This window comes from Pontimicrobium aquaticum, assembly GCF_005047595.1.
GTDB classification, from domain to species: domain Bacteria; phylum Bacteroidota; class Bacteroidia; order Flavobacteriales; family Flavobacteriaceae; genus Pontimicrobium; species Pontimicrobium aquaticum.
Window position 1 is genome coordinate 100,453 of record NZ_SUPL01000007.1, and the last position, 13,688, is coordinate 114,140.

A 13,688-nucleotide genomic window follows, 5' to 3' on the forward strand; every position below is an offset into this window, starting at 1 on the left:
CTTTAATTTTCGTGAAAATAAAAATCTGTCTAAACTTTTTTGTTTTTAAGTTTTTCTAGAATCTCAGGAATTTTTCTAACATAAGCCATTTCCTTAAATTTTTCTCTAGCTTCTGATGCAGGAGAACCAAAATACGCCTTGTTTTCATCTGTGGAATGTCCTAGTCCAGATTGTGCATAAAGCTCAGTACCTTTTGCTATTGTTATACCACTTTTTACTCCAACTTGCCCCCAAATTATTACATTGTCTTCTACGACAACGCAACCAGCAATACCAGTTTGGGATGCTATCAAGCAATTTTCGCCAATAATTGTATCATGCCCTATTTGTATTTGATTATCAAGTTTAGATCCTTTACCAATTCTTGTATCGGCTGTCACGCCTCTGTCTATAGTGCAAGCTGCACCTATATCGACAAAGTCTTCAATAACTACTCTACCACCAGACAACAATCTATCGTAGCCATCAGGTCGTTTTTTATAATAAAAGGCATTGGCTCCTAAAACTGTTGCAGAATGGATTGTAACATTGTTTCCAATAATTGTATCATCGTAAATACTGACATTAGGATGAATAGTGCAATTATCGCCAATGACTACATTATTACCAATAAAACAATTAGGTTGAATAGTAGTATTTTTGCCTATTACAGCTGTATTTGAAATAGCACTATTAGAAGATTGAAAAGGCTTAAAATACTGCGTTAATTTATTAAAATCTCTAAAAGGATCTTCAGAAACTAAAAGGGCTTTTCCTTCTGGACAAGCTACATCTTTATTAATTAAGACTATGGTAGCTGCTGATTGTAATGCTTTATCGTAGTATTTAGGATGATCAACAAAAACAATATCACCTGGAGTGACCACGTGAATTTCATTCATGCCAAAAACTGGAAAATCTTCATCGCCAACATATTTACTATCAATAATTGATGCTATTTCTTTTAGAGTATATGCTTTAGGAAATTTCATTGCACAGTTTGCAGTTTTCAGTAACAGTTTACAGTCTGTCTACTCAGACCGTGACTGACTAGCTGAGTTTTATTCTTTAACACGTTCTTTATAAGTTCCTTTTGCTGTTTCAATTTTAATTTTATCACCTTCATTAATAAAGAGCGGTACATTTACTTCTGCACCAGTTTCAACTGTTGCTGGTTTAGTAGCGTTGGTAGCTGTATTTCCTTTAACACCTGGTTCCGTATGAGTAACTTCTAAAACAACACTTGCAGGCATTTCTACAGATAAAGGCATGTTGTCTTCAGTATTTATTAAAATTGTTACCACTTCACCTTCTTTCATTAAATCTGGTCTATCTAAAGCTGCTTCCAATAAACGAATTTGCGTATAATCTGCCTCATTCATGAAATGATAAAATTCGCCATCATGATATAGGAATTGAAATTTATGAGTTTCAACTCTTACATCGTCAATTTTATGTCCTGCTGAAAAGGTATTATCAATTACTTTTCCTGTTGTAACACTTTTTAATTTGGTACGCACAAAGGCAGGTCCTTTTCCAGGTTTTACGTGTAAAAATTCTATAATTTTATATATGTCGTGATTATATCTAATGCATAATCCGTTTCTAATATCTGAAGTACTTGCCATATTAATGTTTAGTTGTTAATTCGTTTAATTGTTGATTTGCTTACTCTAAATAATTTTAATTTGATTTAAAATATCCTTTCATTATTCCACGATGCGAATTCTTAATAAATTGAAGGATTTCATCACGTTCTGGAGTAGCCTCCATTTCTGCTTCAATAATTTCTGAAGCTTGAGTATTGTTGTAGTTTTGCTGATATAGCAAACGATATATGTTTTGTATTTCTCTAATTTTTTCAGAAGAGAAGCCTCTACGACGCAACCCTACAGAGTTTATGCCAACATAAGATAATGGCTCACGTGCGGCTTTTACAAATGGTGGTACGTCTTTTCTAACCAAAGAACCTCCTGTTACAAAGGCATGATTACCAATAGAGCAAAACTGGTGAACAGCTGTCATGCCAGCTAAAACAACATAATCTCCAACGGTTATATGACCAGCTAAAGTGCTATTATTTGAAAAAATACAATTATTTCCAACAACACAATCGTGAGCAATATGGCAATATGCCATAATAAGGCAATTATTACCAATAACTGTTTTCATTTTATCGGTTGTACCACGATTTATAGTAACACATTCTCTAATAGTCACGTTATCTCCAATTTCAACCGTAGTATCTTCATCGTCATATTTTAAGTCTTGAGGAACAGCAGAAATAACAGCACCAGGAAAAATACTGCAATTTTTTCCAATTCGAGCACCTTCCATTATGGTAACATTTGAACCAATCCAAGTTCCCTCTCCAATAACGACATTATTGTGGATGGTTGTAAATGGCTCAATAACAACATTTTTAGCAATTTTTGCTCCTGGGTGAACGTAAGCAAGTGGTTGATTCATAATTATTTAACTTTGGTTATTTGAGCCATTAATTCAGCTTCTGCACATAGTTTTCCATTTGCATATGCGTAACCTTGCATATGACAAATACCTCTTCTAATTGGTGATATTAAAGAGCATTTAAAAATAAGGGTGTCTCCAGGTACTACTTTTTGTTTAAACTTAACATTATCCATTTTCATAAAGAACGTTAAATAGTTTTCTGGATCTGGCACTGTACTCAATACTAAAATACCACCTGTTTGTGCCATAGCTTCAACAATTAAAACTCCTGGCATTACTGGTGCTCCTGGAAAATGACCAGCAAAGAAACCTTCGTTCATTGTGACATTTTTTGTGCCAATAACGTGTGATTTTGATAATTCAAAGACCTTATCTAGCAATAAAAACGGTTGCCTATGCGGTAGCATGTTCATAATTTGATTAATATCCATTAACGGCTCTTGGTTTAAATCAATATTAGGAACGTTATTTCGTTTTTCAATCTTAATTATTTTTGCCATTTTTTTTGCAAACTGCGTGTTTACAAAATGTCCTGGTTTGTTAGCTATAACTTTACCTCTAATTTTTGTTCCAATGAGAGCTAAATCTCCAATAACATCTAGTAATTTATGCCTTGCTGCTTCATTTGGGTGATGCAACGTTAAGTTGTCAAGAATACCATTTGGTTTTACTGATATATTATCTTTTTTAAATGCTTTTTTAAGACGTTCCATTGTTTCTGGAGATAACTCTTTATCTACATATACAATGGCATTGTTTAAATCTCCACCTTTAATTAATCCATTTTCTAGAAGCATTTCTAATTCATGTAAAAAACTAAATGTCCTGGAGTCTGAAATTTCATTTTTAAATTTTGAAATATTAGTTAGCGTTGCATTTTGTGTGCCAAGAACTTTAGTTCCAAAATCGACCATTGTGGTAACTTGATAAGTATCAGCAGGAATTACTGTAATTTCGCTACCAGATTCTTCATCTATATATGAAACAACTTCTTTAACCACATACTCTTCTATAAAAGCATTTTGCTCTACTTTTTCGGCAGATTCTAAGGCCTCTACAAAAAACTTTGAAGAACCATCCATTATTGGAGGTTCAGAAGCATCTAATTCAATAATTACATTATCAATTTGTAAACCAACTAATGCAGCTAAAACATGTTCACAGGTTTGAATAGTAACACCATTCTTTTCTAAACATGTACCTCGCTGCGTATTTGTAACAAAGTTGGCATCTGCTTGTATTATTGGACTACCTTCTAAATCTATTCGTTTAAAAGTATAGCCATTATTAGCTTCGGCTGGTTTAAAGGTTAATGTAACATTTTTACCAGTATGTAATCCAACTCCAGTAAGCGAAACTTCTTTAGAGATAGTCTTTTGCTTAATTTCTGTACTAATTACTGTCATTTAATTTCTTTTCTATTTCGTTTAATCCTTTAACAATTTTTGGAAGATTTTTAAAGTGTACGTAAGATTTGTTATAATCACCATATGTTAATGCAGGTGAACCTTGAAGCACTTCATTGTCTTTAACATTTCTTGTTATACCAGATTGAGCTTGAACCTTAACATTATTACCTATAGTAATATGGCCAACAATTCCTACCTGACCTCCTATTTGGCAATTTTCGCCTATTTTTGTAGATCCTGCAATTCCTGTTTGGGCTGCTATAACGGTATTTTTACCTATCTCAACATTGTGAGCTATTTGTATTTGATTATCAAGTTTTACTCCTCGCCTAATCACTGTTGATCCCAAAGTTGCTCTATCAATTGTGGTAGCTGCACCAACATCTACATAGTCTTCTAAAATAACATTACCTGTTTGTGGTACTTTGTTATATTCGCCTTTTTCATTTGGTGCAAAGCCAAAGCCATCAGCACCAATAATTACGCCTGAATTTATAATACAATGGCTACCAATAACTGTTTCTGAATATATTTTTGCACCAGAAAATAAAACTACATTATCTCCAATGGTTACATTATCACCAATATAGCAACCAGGAAAAATCTTTACGTTATTACCAATTGACACATTGTCTCCTAGGTAAGAAAAAGCACCTAGATAAAGATTATCACCATATTTGGCTGTTTCTGAAATAAACGTTGGTTGTTCAATTCCAGATTTATTCATTTTTACTTGATTGTAATACTCTAATAACTTTGAAAATGCTTTGTAAGCATCATCAACCTTTATTAAAGTGGTAGTTATTTTGGCTTCTGGCTCAAAATCTTTATTAACAATAGTTATAGAGGCTTTAGTCTCGTAAATAAATTGTGTGTATTTAGGGTTAGCTAAAAACGTTAAAGTTCCATCAGAACCTTCTTCAATTTTTGCAAGTTTAGAAACTTCAATGTCAGGATTTCCAACAACATCTCCTTCTAAAATCCCTGCTATTTGTGATGCGGTAAATTTCACGCGAATTTGTTTATTGTGTTTAACTAATTAAGTACTTTTTAAATTAGGTCAAGAAATTAGTTTTAATTGTCGCAAAAGTATAAAAAATGTACTAAAGTTTGCTCTTTGGGTAACATATATAATACTTAGTTACTGGTTTGGCTAAAGCTTTTAGGTTTAAATAGTCTGATGCCTTAGCAACTTCAACCACTTTTCCTGTTTTATAAAGAATATTTATTTGCTGGGATTTGCGTTGATAAGCTTGGTTAGAAATTTCTCCTCCAAACACAAAATATTCTGCTTCATTAGTACTAATATTATAAGTGTTTTTCAGACTCTCTATATGTTTATTAAGCTTATTGGTTTTTACTGGCTTGTTTTTTATTTTAATGCTTAGTAACTCTCTATTTACAATCATTTCGCTTAAGTTACTAAGTACAAAATCCTCATGATTTTGCCATTCTTTTAAAGCTGAAATAATATCATAATCATCTAGCTTAGAGAATATTTCTAAGCTTTCATCGGTAAATAAATCTTTTGTAATATCGTTATTTAAAAAATACATTAAAGGTTTGCTGGCAGTTAAATTATGTCCTGATTTAATTAGTTCATTAGCTCTTTTTAAGGTTCTAATTAGTAATTGTTCAGCCGCCAATCCCGTTTTATGTAAATAGACTTGCCAATACATTAATCGGCGTGCAGTTAAAAACTTTTCGATACTGTAAATGCCTTTTTCTTCAATAACCAGTTCTTCGTCAACTACATTTAACATGGTTATTAAACGTTCGCTATTTACATTACCTTCAGCCACTCCAGTGTAAAAGCTATCGCGTTTTAAATAATCGGCTCTATCCATATCTAACTGACTAGAAACTAGCTGATACAAGAACTTTCTATGATAATCGCCTTTAAAAATTTTAATAGCAAGCGTTAAACTTCCGTTAAATTCTTCATTTAGTTTTTCCATAAAAAGTACCGAAATTTCTTCATGAGAAATGCCATTTACAATACTATGCTCCATAGCATGGCTAAATGGCCCATGACCAATATCATGCAAAAGAATGGCTACTAAAAGTGCATTTTCTTCTTCTTCAGAAATTGTAACTCCTTTAAAACGAAGTATTCTAATGGCTTTTTGCATTAAGTACATGCTTCCTAAAGCGTGATGAAAACGTGTGTGATGCGCTCCAGGATATACTAAATACGATAACCCCATTTGTGTAATTCGACGTAAGCGCTGGAAATATTTATGCTCAATTAAATCGAAAATTAAAGAATTAGGAATAGTAATAAATCCGTAAATTGGGTCGTTAAATATTTTGAGTTTGTTCTTTGTGTTCAAACTTGTTTTTTTAAAAGTTATACAAATATAATTATATGAGCAACATAAACATCCTTTGGGTTGATGATGAAATAGATTTACTTAAACCACATATACTATTCTTAGAAAAGAAAAATTACAATGTAACGACTTGCCAAAGCGGAACTGAAGCTATCGAAATAATTGACAGTCAAAATTTTGATATTGTTTTTTTGGATGAAAACATGCCAGGACTTACAGGGTTAGAAACCTTATCTGAAATAAAAGAAAAACGTGCTAACATTCCTGTAGTAATGATTACCAAAAGTGAAGAGGAATATATTATGGAAGAAGCCATTGGAAGTAAAATTGCAGATTACCTGATTAAACCTGTAAACCCTAATCAAATACTACTAAGCTTAAAAAAGAATTTAGACCACACGCGATTAGTTTCAGAAAAAACGACTTCAAATTACCAACAAGAGTTTAGGAAGATTGCTATGGATTTATCTATGGTCAATACTTTTGAAGAATGGACCAACCTATATCAAAAGCTTATTTATTGGGAAATGGAACTAGAGAACATTGATGATCCAGCCATGTTTGAAATTTTAGAGTCACAAAAAAGTGAAGCAAACACACAATTTGGAAAATTCATTGATAAAAACTATCAAAATTGGTTTGGTAACAGTGGAGCTCCAACCATGTCGCACACACTTTTTAGAGAAAAAGTAGTTCCAGAGCTAAGCAAAGAACAGCCTACATTGTTTATTGTAATAGATAATTTACGTTTCGACCAATGGAAAGCTTTTGAGCCTATTATACAAAACTATTATAAAAAGGAATACGAAAAACCTTATTATAGTATTCTACCAACAGCCACGCAATATGCAAGAAATGCTATTTTTTCTGGATTAATGCCAAGCGACATGGAACGTTTACATCCTAATTACTGGAAGAACGATACTGACGAAGGTGGCAAAAACATGTTTGAAAATGAGTTTTTACAAGCACAGTTAAAACGTTTAGGGCTAACTCATCTAAAATGTGAATATTCAAAAATTTCAAGTTTAAAAGCAGGGAAAAAATTAGTTGAAAATTTTAAATCTAAAAAAGATAATGACTTAACTGTTGTGGTTTACAATTTTGTTGATATGCTTTCGCACTCAAAAACCGAAATGGAAGTTGTTAAGGAATTAGCATCAAACGATAAAGCTTATAGGTCATTAACCGTTAGCTGGTTTAAAAACTCCCCGCTTCTTGAAATTATTCAGCAAGCACAACAAATGGGCTTTAAATTAATAATCACTACAGATCATGGCACTATTAATGTTAAAAACCCATCAAAAGTTATTGGCGATAGGGATACCAGTTTAAACTTACGATATAAAACAGGTCGTAGTCTTACCTATGAAGACAAAGAAGTTTATGCTGTCACTAATCCAAAAGATATTCACTTACCTAGCTTAACAATGAGCAGTTCCTTTATTTTTGCAAAAGGTGATTTCTTTTTTGCATATCCTAATAATTACAACCATTACGTGAGTTATTATCGTAATACGTATCAACATGGAGGTGTATCGTTAGAAGAAGTAATCATACCTTTTGCAGTATTAAATCCACGTTAAAAAATCCATAAAAAGTAAAAAACATCGATGAAATACTGTTTTATGTTGTATTTTTATTATATTAGCACTATAATTGCACAAAAATTTTGCAGTTGAAAACGATATTTGACATTCAATCTATTGATAATGTGGCTAAAGAGTTGTTAGCAAACGCTAAGCATAAAACCATTTTATTTTATGGAGACATGGGAGTTGGAAAGACCACACTTATTAGTGCTTTGGTAAAAGCACTTGGAGGTACTGACGAAACTTCTAGTCCAACATTTTCAATAGTAAATGAATATAAGGTTAATGATGATATTGTGTATCATTTTGACTTTTATAGAATTAATGATGAAACTGAGGTATTAGATATAGGTATTGAAGATTATTTTTACTCAGGACATTGGAATTTTATAGAATGGCCTGAAAAAATAGAAGGAATTTTGCCAAATGAAGCAGATATTTCTTACATAAAAATGAATAATGACGGTTCCCGAACATTAGAATTAGGTGTTTTTGGAAAGAAATAATAAATAAATTAAAAAAAAATTGTAAAAAAACTGGCTTTGCACCCCAAACAAAAATCAACAAATTACGGTTTTTCCGTAGCTTGAAAGCCGCATAAATAAAGGGTTTTAACATTTTGTTAACACTTTTAAGAAGTCTTATAATCTATCTTTGTAGTGATTAATTAATTAAATCCCTTGAATTATGAAAACAAAAAAGTATTTAATAGCAATAGCTATTTTCGGTGGTGTATTGTTTACAGCGCAAGCAACTAATTTATTAGACTTAAATGAGCAATTCACAACAAAAATCGACAAAAAGGACATCAAGCTTCCGAAGAACGGATAAGCGAGTTTTTAAAAAGTCCATATTAGGAGGTAGTATTGTAGCTACATTAATTGCTGCTACGCCCTTAATTTTTAATTTATATCAAAGTGTTCCAGATACTAAAATTTGGGACACTTTTTTGTTCACATATGAAAGTGGGTGGTACGAAAGTGCGGCGGTAAGTGCTTGGACTTTAATGGGAAAGCTTGTACCTCTAATGCTTTTAATTATATGGTTTTTTACAAATAAACATTGGTGGTATCATTCATTAATAGTGCCTATAGCTATGTACATATACCAGATTATTGAAATCATAAACAGTGACTTAGAGGCTATTGATAAAGATTTAATTTTATACTTATTACCAGTCATGGCAATTATAATTCCTTCTATTTATTTAATAAAAGCAAAAATGTTTAATAAAATAAATAGTGCCGATAAATCTCTTGAAGAGTTAGAAGAAGAATTTAAAGTAGGTGGTAAAGGCTTTTGGGGAAAGTTATCGGATTATTTTTAATATTAAACAAACTATAAATTAGAATTTTAAAATTTATTTGTAATTTGGTTTTTCAATAACCAAACTATGAGTAAATCTCTCTCTCCTTTTACTAAAGAGCAATTGCTTCCGCAGGAAGAAACCCTAGAAGTTTTAAAACATAAAGGCAACTTATTTATTGGTATTCCCAAAGAAACGTCGCTTCAAGAAAAGCGCGTATGCTTAACACCTGATGCTGTATCTGCACTTATTAATAATGGACATCGTGTATTGTTGGAATCTGGAGCTGGTGTTGGTGCTAACTTTAAAGACAAAGATTATAGCGAAGCTGGTGCCGAAATAACTAAAGATACTTCTAAAGTATTTTCTTGCCCTATTTTATTAAAAGTGGAACCGCCATCGCTTGATGAGATTAAGCTCATTAATCCGCAAACCATTTTAATTTCTGCGTTGCAATTAAAAACGCAAAACAAAGCTTATTTTGAAGCATTAGCTGCAAAGCGTGTAACTGCTATTGGTTTTGAATTTATTAGAGATGAAGATGGTGCATATCCAGCTGTAAGACAGTTAAGTGAGATTGCAGGAACTGCTTCGGTATTAATAGCCTCAGAACTACTATCTAATGTAAACAATGGTAATGGTTTGCTATTTGGTAATATAAGTGGTGTCCCTCCTATCCAGATTGTTATTATAGGTGCAGGAACTGTTGGTGAGTTTGCTATAAAATCTGCCTTAGGTTTAGGTGCAAATGTTAAGGTGTTTGATAGCTCTATTTCTAAGTTACGAATGCTTCAAAGTAATTTGGGATGCTCTTTGTACACCTCAACCATGCAACCAAAAAATTTACTTAAAGCACTTAAACGTTGTGATGTGGCTATTGGTGCTGTTAGAGGTAAAAATAGAGCACCAGTATTAGTTAGTGATGATATGGTACAAAACATGAAAACAGGGTCTGTAATTATAGATGTAAGTATAGATATGGGAGGTTGTTTTGAAACTAGCGAAATTACCACACATAATAAACCAACTTTTGTTAAGCATGATGTAATACACTATTGTGTACCAAATATTCCAGCAAGATATTCTAGAACTGCATCAGTATCAATTAGTAACATGTTTACGCCTTACCTTTTAGAAATTGCGGAAAATGGAGGTTTAGAAAATGCGCTTCGATTTGATCGTGGTTTAAAAAATGGATTGTATTTTTACCACGGAATTTTAACTAACAAATCTGTAGCAGATTGGTTTGACTTAGATTATAGTGATGCCAATCTATTAATTTTTTAAGCGCAAAAATAAATGAAACTTATTCAACGTGTTGGATACTACTTAGGTGGTTTTTCGATTGGACTTATACTATTAGCATTTTTTTTAAGTGGTAAAAAAATATCGTGTAGCTATGGTCCAAATGCTAGAGTTATAAAAAACATCAATATTAAGCCATTACAATACTCCGAAGCATCACTTCAATACATTGAAAATAAAAAAGTAGATACGGCATTAATTAGTAGCACCCTAAAAAAAGGGAATGTCAACTTTTCTTTAAGCAATACTAAATTAGACTCTTGTAAGATTTATGTGATTGAAAAAGACTTTAAACAAACTGAAATACAATTAACTGTCGAAAATTGTGATAGTCTAGCAATTTTAAAAAGTATCATCGTTAATTAAAACACCCAACAAAATATACTTTGTTGAGTGTTTCTCTACCTAATAAAATGCTTTTATTAATTAAAGATAATTTTTTTGGTAGTGCTTTTTTCTAGTTCTTCAAGCGTTACAAAATAAAGTCCAGTATTAAACCTTGATATATCTATTTCTTTTTGAAAAATTAATCCATTATTATCACTAATTGTTTCATAATAAATTAATTTACCTATGGCATCATGAATAAAAATGTTAGAGTTGTTACTCAATCCTCCTAAATGTATTTTTAATTTTCCGTTAGTTGTAGGGTTTGGGTAGATTTCGTAAAGATAGTTTGGATTAGAATTTATATCGTCGTTTTCACATGCTATTACTTCAACTAAAACGTCATCACTATCTGAGCTATATTGATTAGAAACCATTACAGTATATATAGTATCTTCGGATGGAGATACATTAATTATTCTAGTAGTTTCACCAGTACTCCACAAGTATTCATCTCCTCCACTTGCGGTTAATGTTATAGTATCTCCATTACAAATTATTTGATCTTTACCAGCATTAGCATTTACTGCATTAGTATTGTTTACTGTTACTCTAACCTGTGCAACATCTGAACAGTTATTTTTAAAACCAGTTACATAATAGTCTGTTGTTTGCTGTGGACTTACCGCAATATTAGGTTGTGTTGCACCATTACTCCACAGGTAAGTATCTGCTCCTGTAGCCGATAATGTTACATATTGCCCAATATCTATAGTTTGGTCATTTCCAGCATCTACATTTGGTATCTCGTTTACATATACAGTAACTTCATCTGTTCCACTGGAAATAGCATTTGTTACTTCAACATTGTAAGTAGTAGTCGCATTTGGGTTTACAACTATTGTTGCCGTAGTTTCACCAGTGCTCCATAAGTATGATTCACCTCCACTTGCAGTTAATGTTGCAGATTCTCCATTGCAAATATATTGATCTGCTCCAGCATTAGGTTCTACGGTGCCAATAACCGTTACTTTAACCTCGTCATAAGCAGTACAACCATTTGCCTCAGTAGCTTCAACATAATATGTGGTTGTGTAGGTTGGACTTACCGTAATACTAGAAGTGGTTTCGCCAGTGCTCCACGATATATCGCCAACAGCTACAACTGTTAGTGTAGTGCTTTCGCCAAGATAGATGTCCACGTCATTACCAGCGTTTATCGTTTGCCTGGGCTTTACTGCTACAGTGACCTCGTCGGTACTGGAACAGTTATTCTGTGTTACTATGACTGAATAATTAGTTGTAATATCTGGTGTTATGGTGATACTTGGTGTGGTTTCACCATTACTCCATAAATACGTATCGCCACCTGAAGCCGTTAGTGTAATTTCTTCGCCTTGACATATTTCAATATCTTCCCCAGCATTGGCTACTGGAATTGCATTAACCGTTACAACAACATTATCTGTTGTTGTATCTCCATTAGCATCGGTTCCTGTTACTGTATAAGTTGTTGTTACATCTGGTGTAACTGTAATACTAGCAGTGGTATCACCTGTACTCCACTCATAACTTTGGGATCCCGAAGCTGTTAATGTAACTGTATCTCCAATACATATATTTTTATCTGTTCCTGCATTAACACTAGTTGACCCACCTCCTGATAATTTATCTCTAAAATCTACTATATAGCCTTGAATAGGATATGTGCCATTTCCCCAGTCGGAAGCATAAATAACTCGACTACCAGAAGGCGAAGGGCAAGCTTGCGTCTCATTATCATAGGTTTCAAGGTTACTTCTAATGCTTGCAATTCGTTCAACTCGTGTGCCATCTAATTTTGCTGCAACTAATTCATCATAATATGGTCCCCAATTGCTTGATGACGACTGAGATGTAAATACCCAACCCAATCTATTTATTGATCTAGCAGACCCATGGCTTCCGTAACCTCCTTGCGATAATACTGTTACAACACCATCAGAAAGTCTTCTTTTTATAATTCTACCCTCATCTGGTCTTGATTTAGAGTTACCAACAGCATATTCTATCCCATTTTCATCAACTGCTACATCAAAGTGACTTGGTCTTCCATATTCACTCCAATAAGGCCCTACCTGATTACCTTGTAAATCGTAAACCTTGGTTCGGTCACTACCATTACCATAATCACCATTTACCATGGTGTAGTTTCCTAAGGGAGAAATTGATAACCAATCAATATCAATTCCTGAAAAATCGATATCTGGATATTTTACATTATTCGCAAAATCTATAGCAAAAACAACTTGTTTACCGTCGGAATTTCTATTTGCAAACACTGATATCATTGAACCATCGTTTGTATAATTCCCTGTATGCCCTGTTGATAGGTTTGAATATCCTGATAAACTCATTAATTGATTTACATTACCTGTTGAATAGCTCCAAGTATAAATGCCACTATCTCTAAGTAATAACATAAGATCCGGATTGGTAGGATGCCATCGTTGTTCATTGGCAGAGGCTGTATTTGCTTCTTTAATAACCTCATAAGTTTCCCCATCTAAAAATAATGATGGTCCCCAACCACCACTAGAAGATTTGTGTTTCCCTAGATAAATTATAGACTCATCGGCATTCCATGGTTGTCTGTTTGAATAACCATGTCTAGCAATATTTTTCCATGATTCTCCACTAATATTTGGAATTGGTGAGCCTACATCACCAGTAATTCTTGTGATTTTTGTACCAAAAACAGGGTCTGTAATGGTTTGCAAATAACTAGGTTTATTAGCTTGTGGAATTGGAGTGTAATTATTTAAAGAAGTGTCCAAATCGTAATCTTGTGCGTTTACTGATAAAGAAAAACAGCAAAAACAAAGCATTACTAAAGTCAATCCTAAGGAAGAATTAATGTATTTCATCATTTAATAATTTGGGGCATACGAGATAAACATATTAAAATATTAACTGATTAATATAC

The 13,688-nt window shown here is 32.8% G+C and carries 13 protein-coding genes; 6 read left to right on the forward strand and 7 right to left on the reverse strand.

Going from position 1 to position 13,688, the window contains the following annotated elements:
• Positions 1-29: 29 nt before the first annotated feature.
• The 6 genes from E5167_RS13035 to E5167_RS13060 form a co-directional block, all read right to left on the reverse strand.
• Positions 30-971, reverse strand: coding sequence for a UDP-3-O-(3-hydroxymyristoyl)glucosamine N-acyltransferase (locus tag E5167_RS13035; RefSeq protein WP_136844598.1), 942 nt, complete (start codon positions 969-971; stop codon positions 30-32).
• Positions 972-1,040: 69 nt separating this feature from the next.
• Complete coding sequence (efp, locus tag E5167_RS13040) at positions 1,041-1,607, reverse strand: elongation factor P (RefSeq protein ID WP_136844599.1); 567 nt, start codon at positions 1,605-1,607, stop codon at positions 1,041-1,043.
• A gap of 55 nt (positions 1,608-1,662) precedes the next feature.
• A complete protein-coding gene (gene lpxA / locus E5167_RS13045) occupies positions 1,663-2,448 on the reverse strand; it encodes an acyl-ACP--UDP-N-acetylglucosamine O-acyltransferase (RefSeq protein WP_136844600.1) in 786 nt (261 codons plus the stop codon).
• 2 nt (positions 2,449-2,450) lie between these two features.
• Entirely contained in the window at positions 2,451-3,857 is a 1,407-nt protein-coding gene (locus tag E5167_RS13050) for a bifunctional UDP-3-O-[3-hydroxymyristoyl] N-acetylglucosamine deacetylase/3-hydroxyacyl-ACP dehydratase (RefSeq protein WP_136844601.1), read from the reverse strand.
• Positions 3,844-4,872 (reverse strand): UDP-3-O-(3-hydroxymyristoyl)glucosamine N-acyltransferase, encoded by a 1,029-nt coding sequence (gene lpxD, locus E5167_RS13055; RefSeq protein ID WP_136844602.1) that lies wholly within the window; start codon positions 4,870-4,872, stop codon positions 3,844-3,846. Before lpxD ends, E5167_RS13050 begins: the two co-directional genes overlap by 14 nt.
• Before the next feature lie 91 nt (positions 4,873-4,963).
• On the reverse strand, positions 4,964-6,193 hold the full coding sequence (locus E5167_RS13060; RefSeq protein WP_136844603.1) for an HD domain-containing protein: 1,230 nt from the start codon (positions 6,191-6,193) through the stop codon (positions 4,964-4,966).
• Between the two features lie 35 nt (positions 6,194-6,228).
• Here E5167_RS13060 and porX point away from each other — a divergent pair, with 35 nt between their 5' ends.
• The 6 genes from porX to E5167_RS13085 all read left to right on the forward strand — a co-directional run bounded on the left by porX (position 6,229) and on the right by E5167_RS13085 (position 10,762).
• Entirely contained in the window at positions 6,229-7,779 is a 1,551-nt protein-coding gene (gene porX / locus E5167_RS13065) for a T9SS response regulator signal transducer PorX (RefSeq protein ID WP_136844604.1), read from the forward strand.
• A gap of 92 nt (positions 7,780-7,871) precedes the next feature.
• On the forward strand, positions 7,872-8,291 hold the full coding sequence (gene tsaE / locus E5167_RS13070; protein ID WP_136844605.1) for a tRNA (adenosine(37)-N6)-threonylcarbamoyltransferase complex ATPase subunit type 1 TsaE: 420 nt from the start codon (positions 7,872-7,874) through the stop codon (positions 8,289-8,291).
• Between the two features lie 181 nt (positions 8,292-8,472).
• A complete protein-coding gene (locus E5167_RS15450) occupies positions 8,473-8,616 on the forward strand; it encodes a hypothetical protein (protein ID WP_169301428.1) in 144 nt (47 codons plus the stop codon).
• Positions 8,558-9,112 carry a hypothetical protein gene (locus E5167_RS13075; protein WP_136844606.1) on the forward strand — a complete coding sequence of 185 codons (555 nt, stop codon included), beginning with the start codon at positions 8,558-8,560 and terminating at the stop codon, positions 9,110-9,112. The genes E5167_RS15450 and E5167_RS13075 overlap by 59 nt, the downstream gene beginning before the upstream one ends.
• Before the next feature lie 66 nt (positions 9,113-9,178).
• Positions 9,179-10,378, forward strand: a complete 1,200-nt coding sequence (locus E5167_RS13080; protein ID WP_136844607.1) for an alanine dehydrogenase — start codon at positions 9,179-9,181, stop codon at positions 10,376-10,378.
• Between the two features lie 12 nt (positions 10,379-10,390).
• Positions 10,391-10,762, forward strand: coding sequence for a hypothetical protein (locus E5167_RS13085; RefSeq protein WP_136844608.1), 372 nt, complete (start codon positions 10,391-10,393; stop codon positions 10,760-10,762).
• 56 nt (positions 10,763-10,818) lie between these two features.
• On the opposite strand, the gene E5167_RS13090 is transcribed toward E5167_RS13085, so the two are convergent.
• Complete coding sequence (locus E5167_RS13090) at positions 10,819-13,629, reverse strand: T9SS type A sorting domain-containing protein (RefSeq protein WP_169301429.1); 2,811 nt, start codon at positions 13,627-13,629, stop codon at positions 10,819-10,821.
• Between the last annotated feature and the right edge of the window lie 59 nt (positions 13,630-13,688).

Excerpts from the sequence above, each read along its gene's own strand:
- E5167_RS13035 (WP_136844598.1), bottom strand. The coding sequence starts at position 971 with ATGAAATTTCCTAAAGCATATACTCTAAAAGAAATAGCATCAATTATT.
- efp (WP_136844599.1), bottom strand. The coding sequence starts at position 1,607 with ATGGCAAGTACTTCAGATATTAGAAACGGATTATGCATTAGATATAAT.
- lpxA (WP_136844600.1), bottom strand. The coding sequence starts at position 2,448 with ATGAATCAACCACTTGCTTACGTTCACCCAGGAGCAAAAATTGCTAAA.
- E5167_RS13050 (WP_136844601.1), bottom strand. The coding sequence starts at position 3,857 with ATGACAGTAATTAGTACAGAAATTAAGCAAAAGACTATCTCTAAAGAA.
- porX (WP_136844604.1), top strand. The coding sequence starts at position 6,229 with ATGAGCAACATAAACATCCTTTGGGTTGATGATGAAATAGATTTACTT.
- E5167_RS15450 (WP_169301428.1), top strand. The coding sequence starts at position 8,473 with ATGAAAACAAAAAAGTATTTAATAGCAATAGCTATTTTCGGTGGTGTA.
- E5167_RS13075 (WP_136844606.1), top strand. The coding sequence starts at position 8,558 with ATGAGCAATTCACAACAAAAATCGACAAAAAGGACATCAAGCTTCCGA.
- E5167_RS13080 (WP_136844607.1), top strand. The coding sequence starts at position 9,179 with ATGAGTAAATCTCTCTCTCCTTTTACTAAAGAGCAATTGCTTCCGCAG.
- E5167_RS13085 (WP_136844608.1), top strand. The coding sequence starts at position 10,391 with ATGAAACTTATTCAACGTGTTGGATACTACTTAGGTGGTTTTTCGATT.
- E5167_RS13090 (WP_169301429.1), bottom strand. The coding sequence starts at position 13,629 with ATGAAATACATTAATTCTTCCTTAGGATTGACTTTAGTAATGCTTTGT.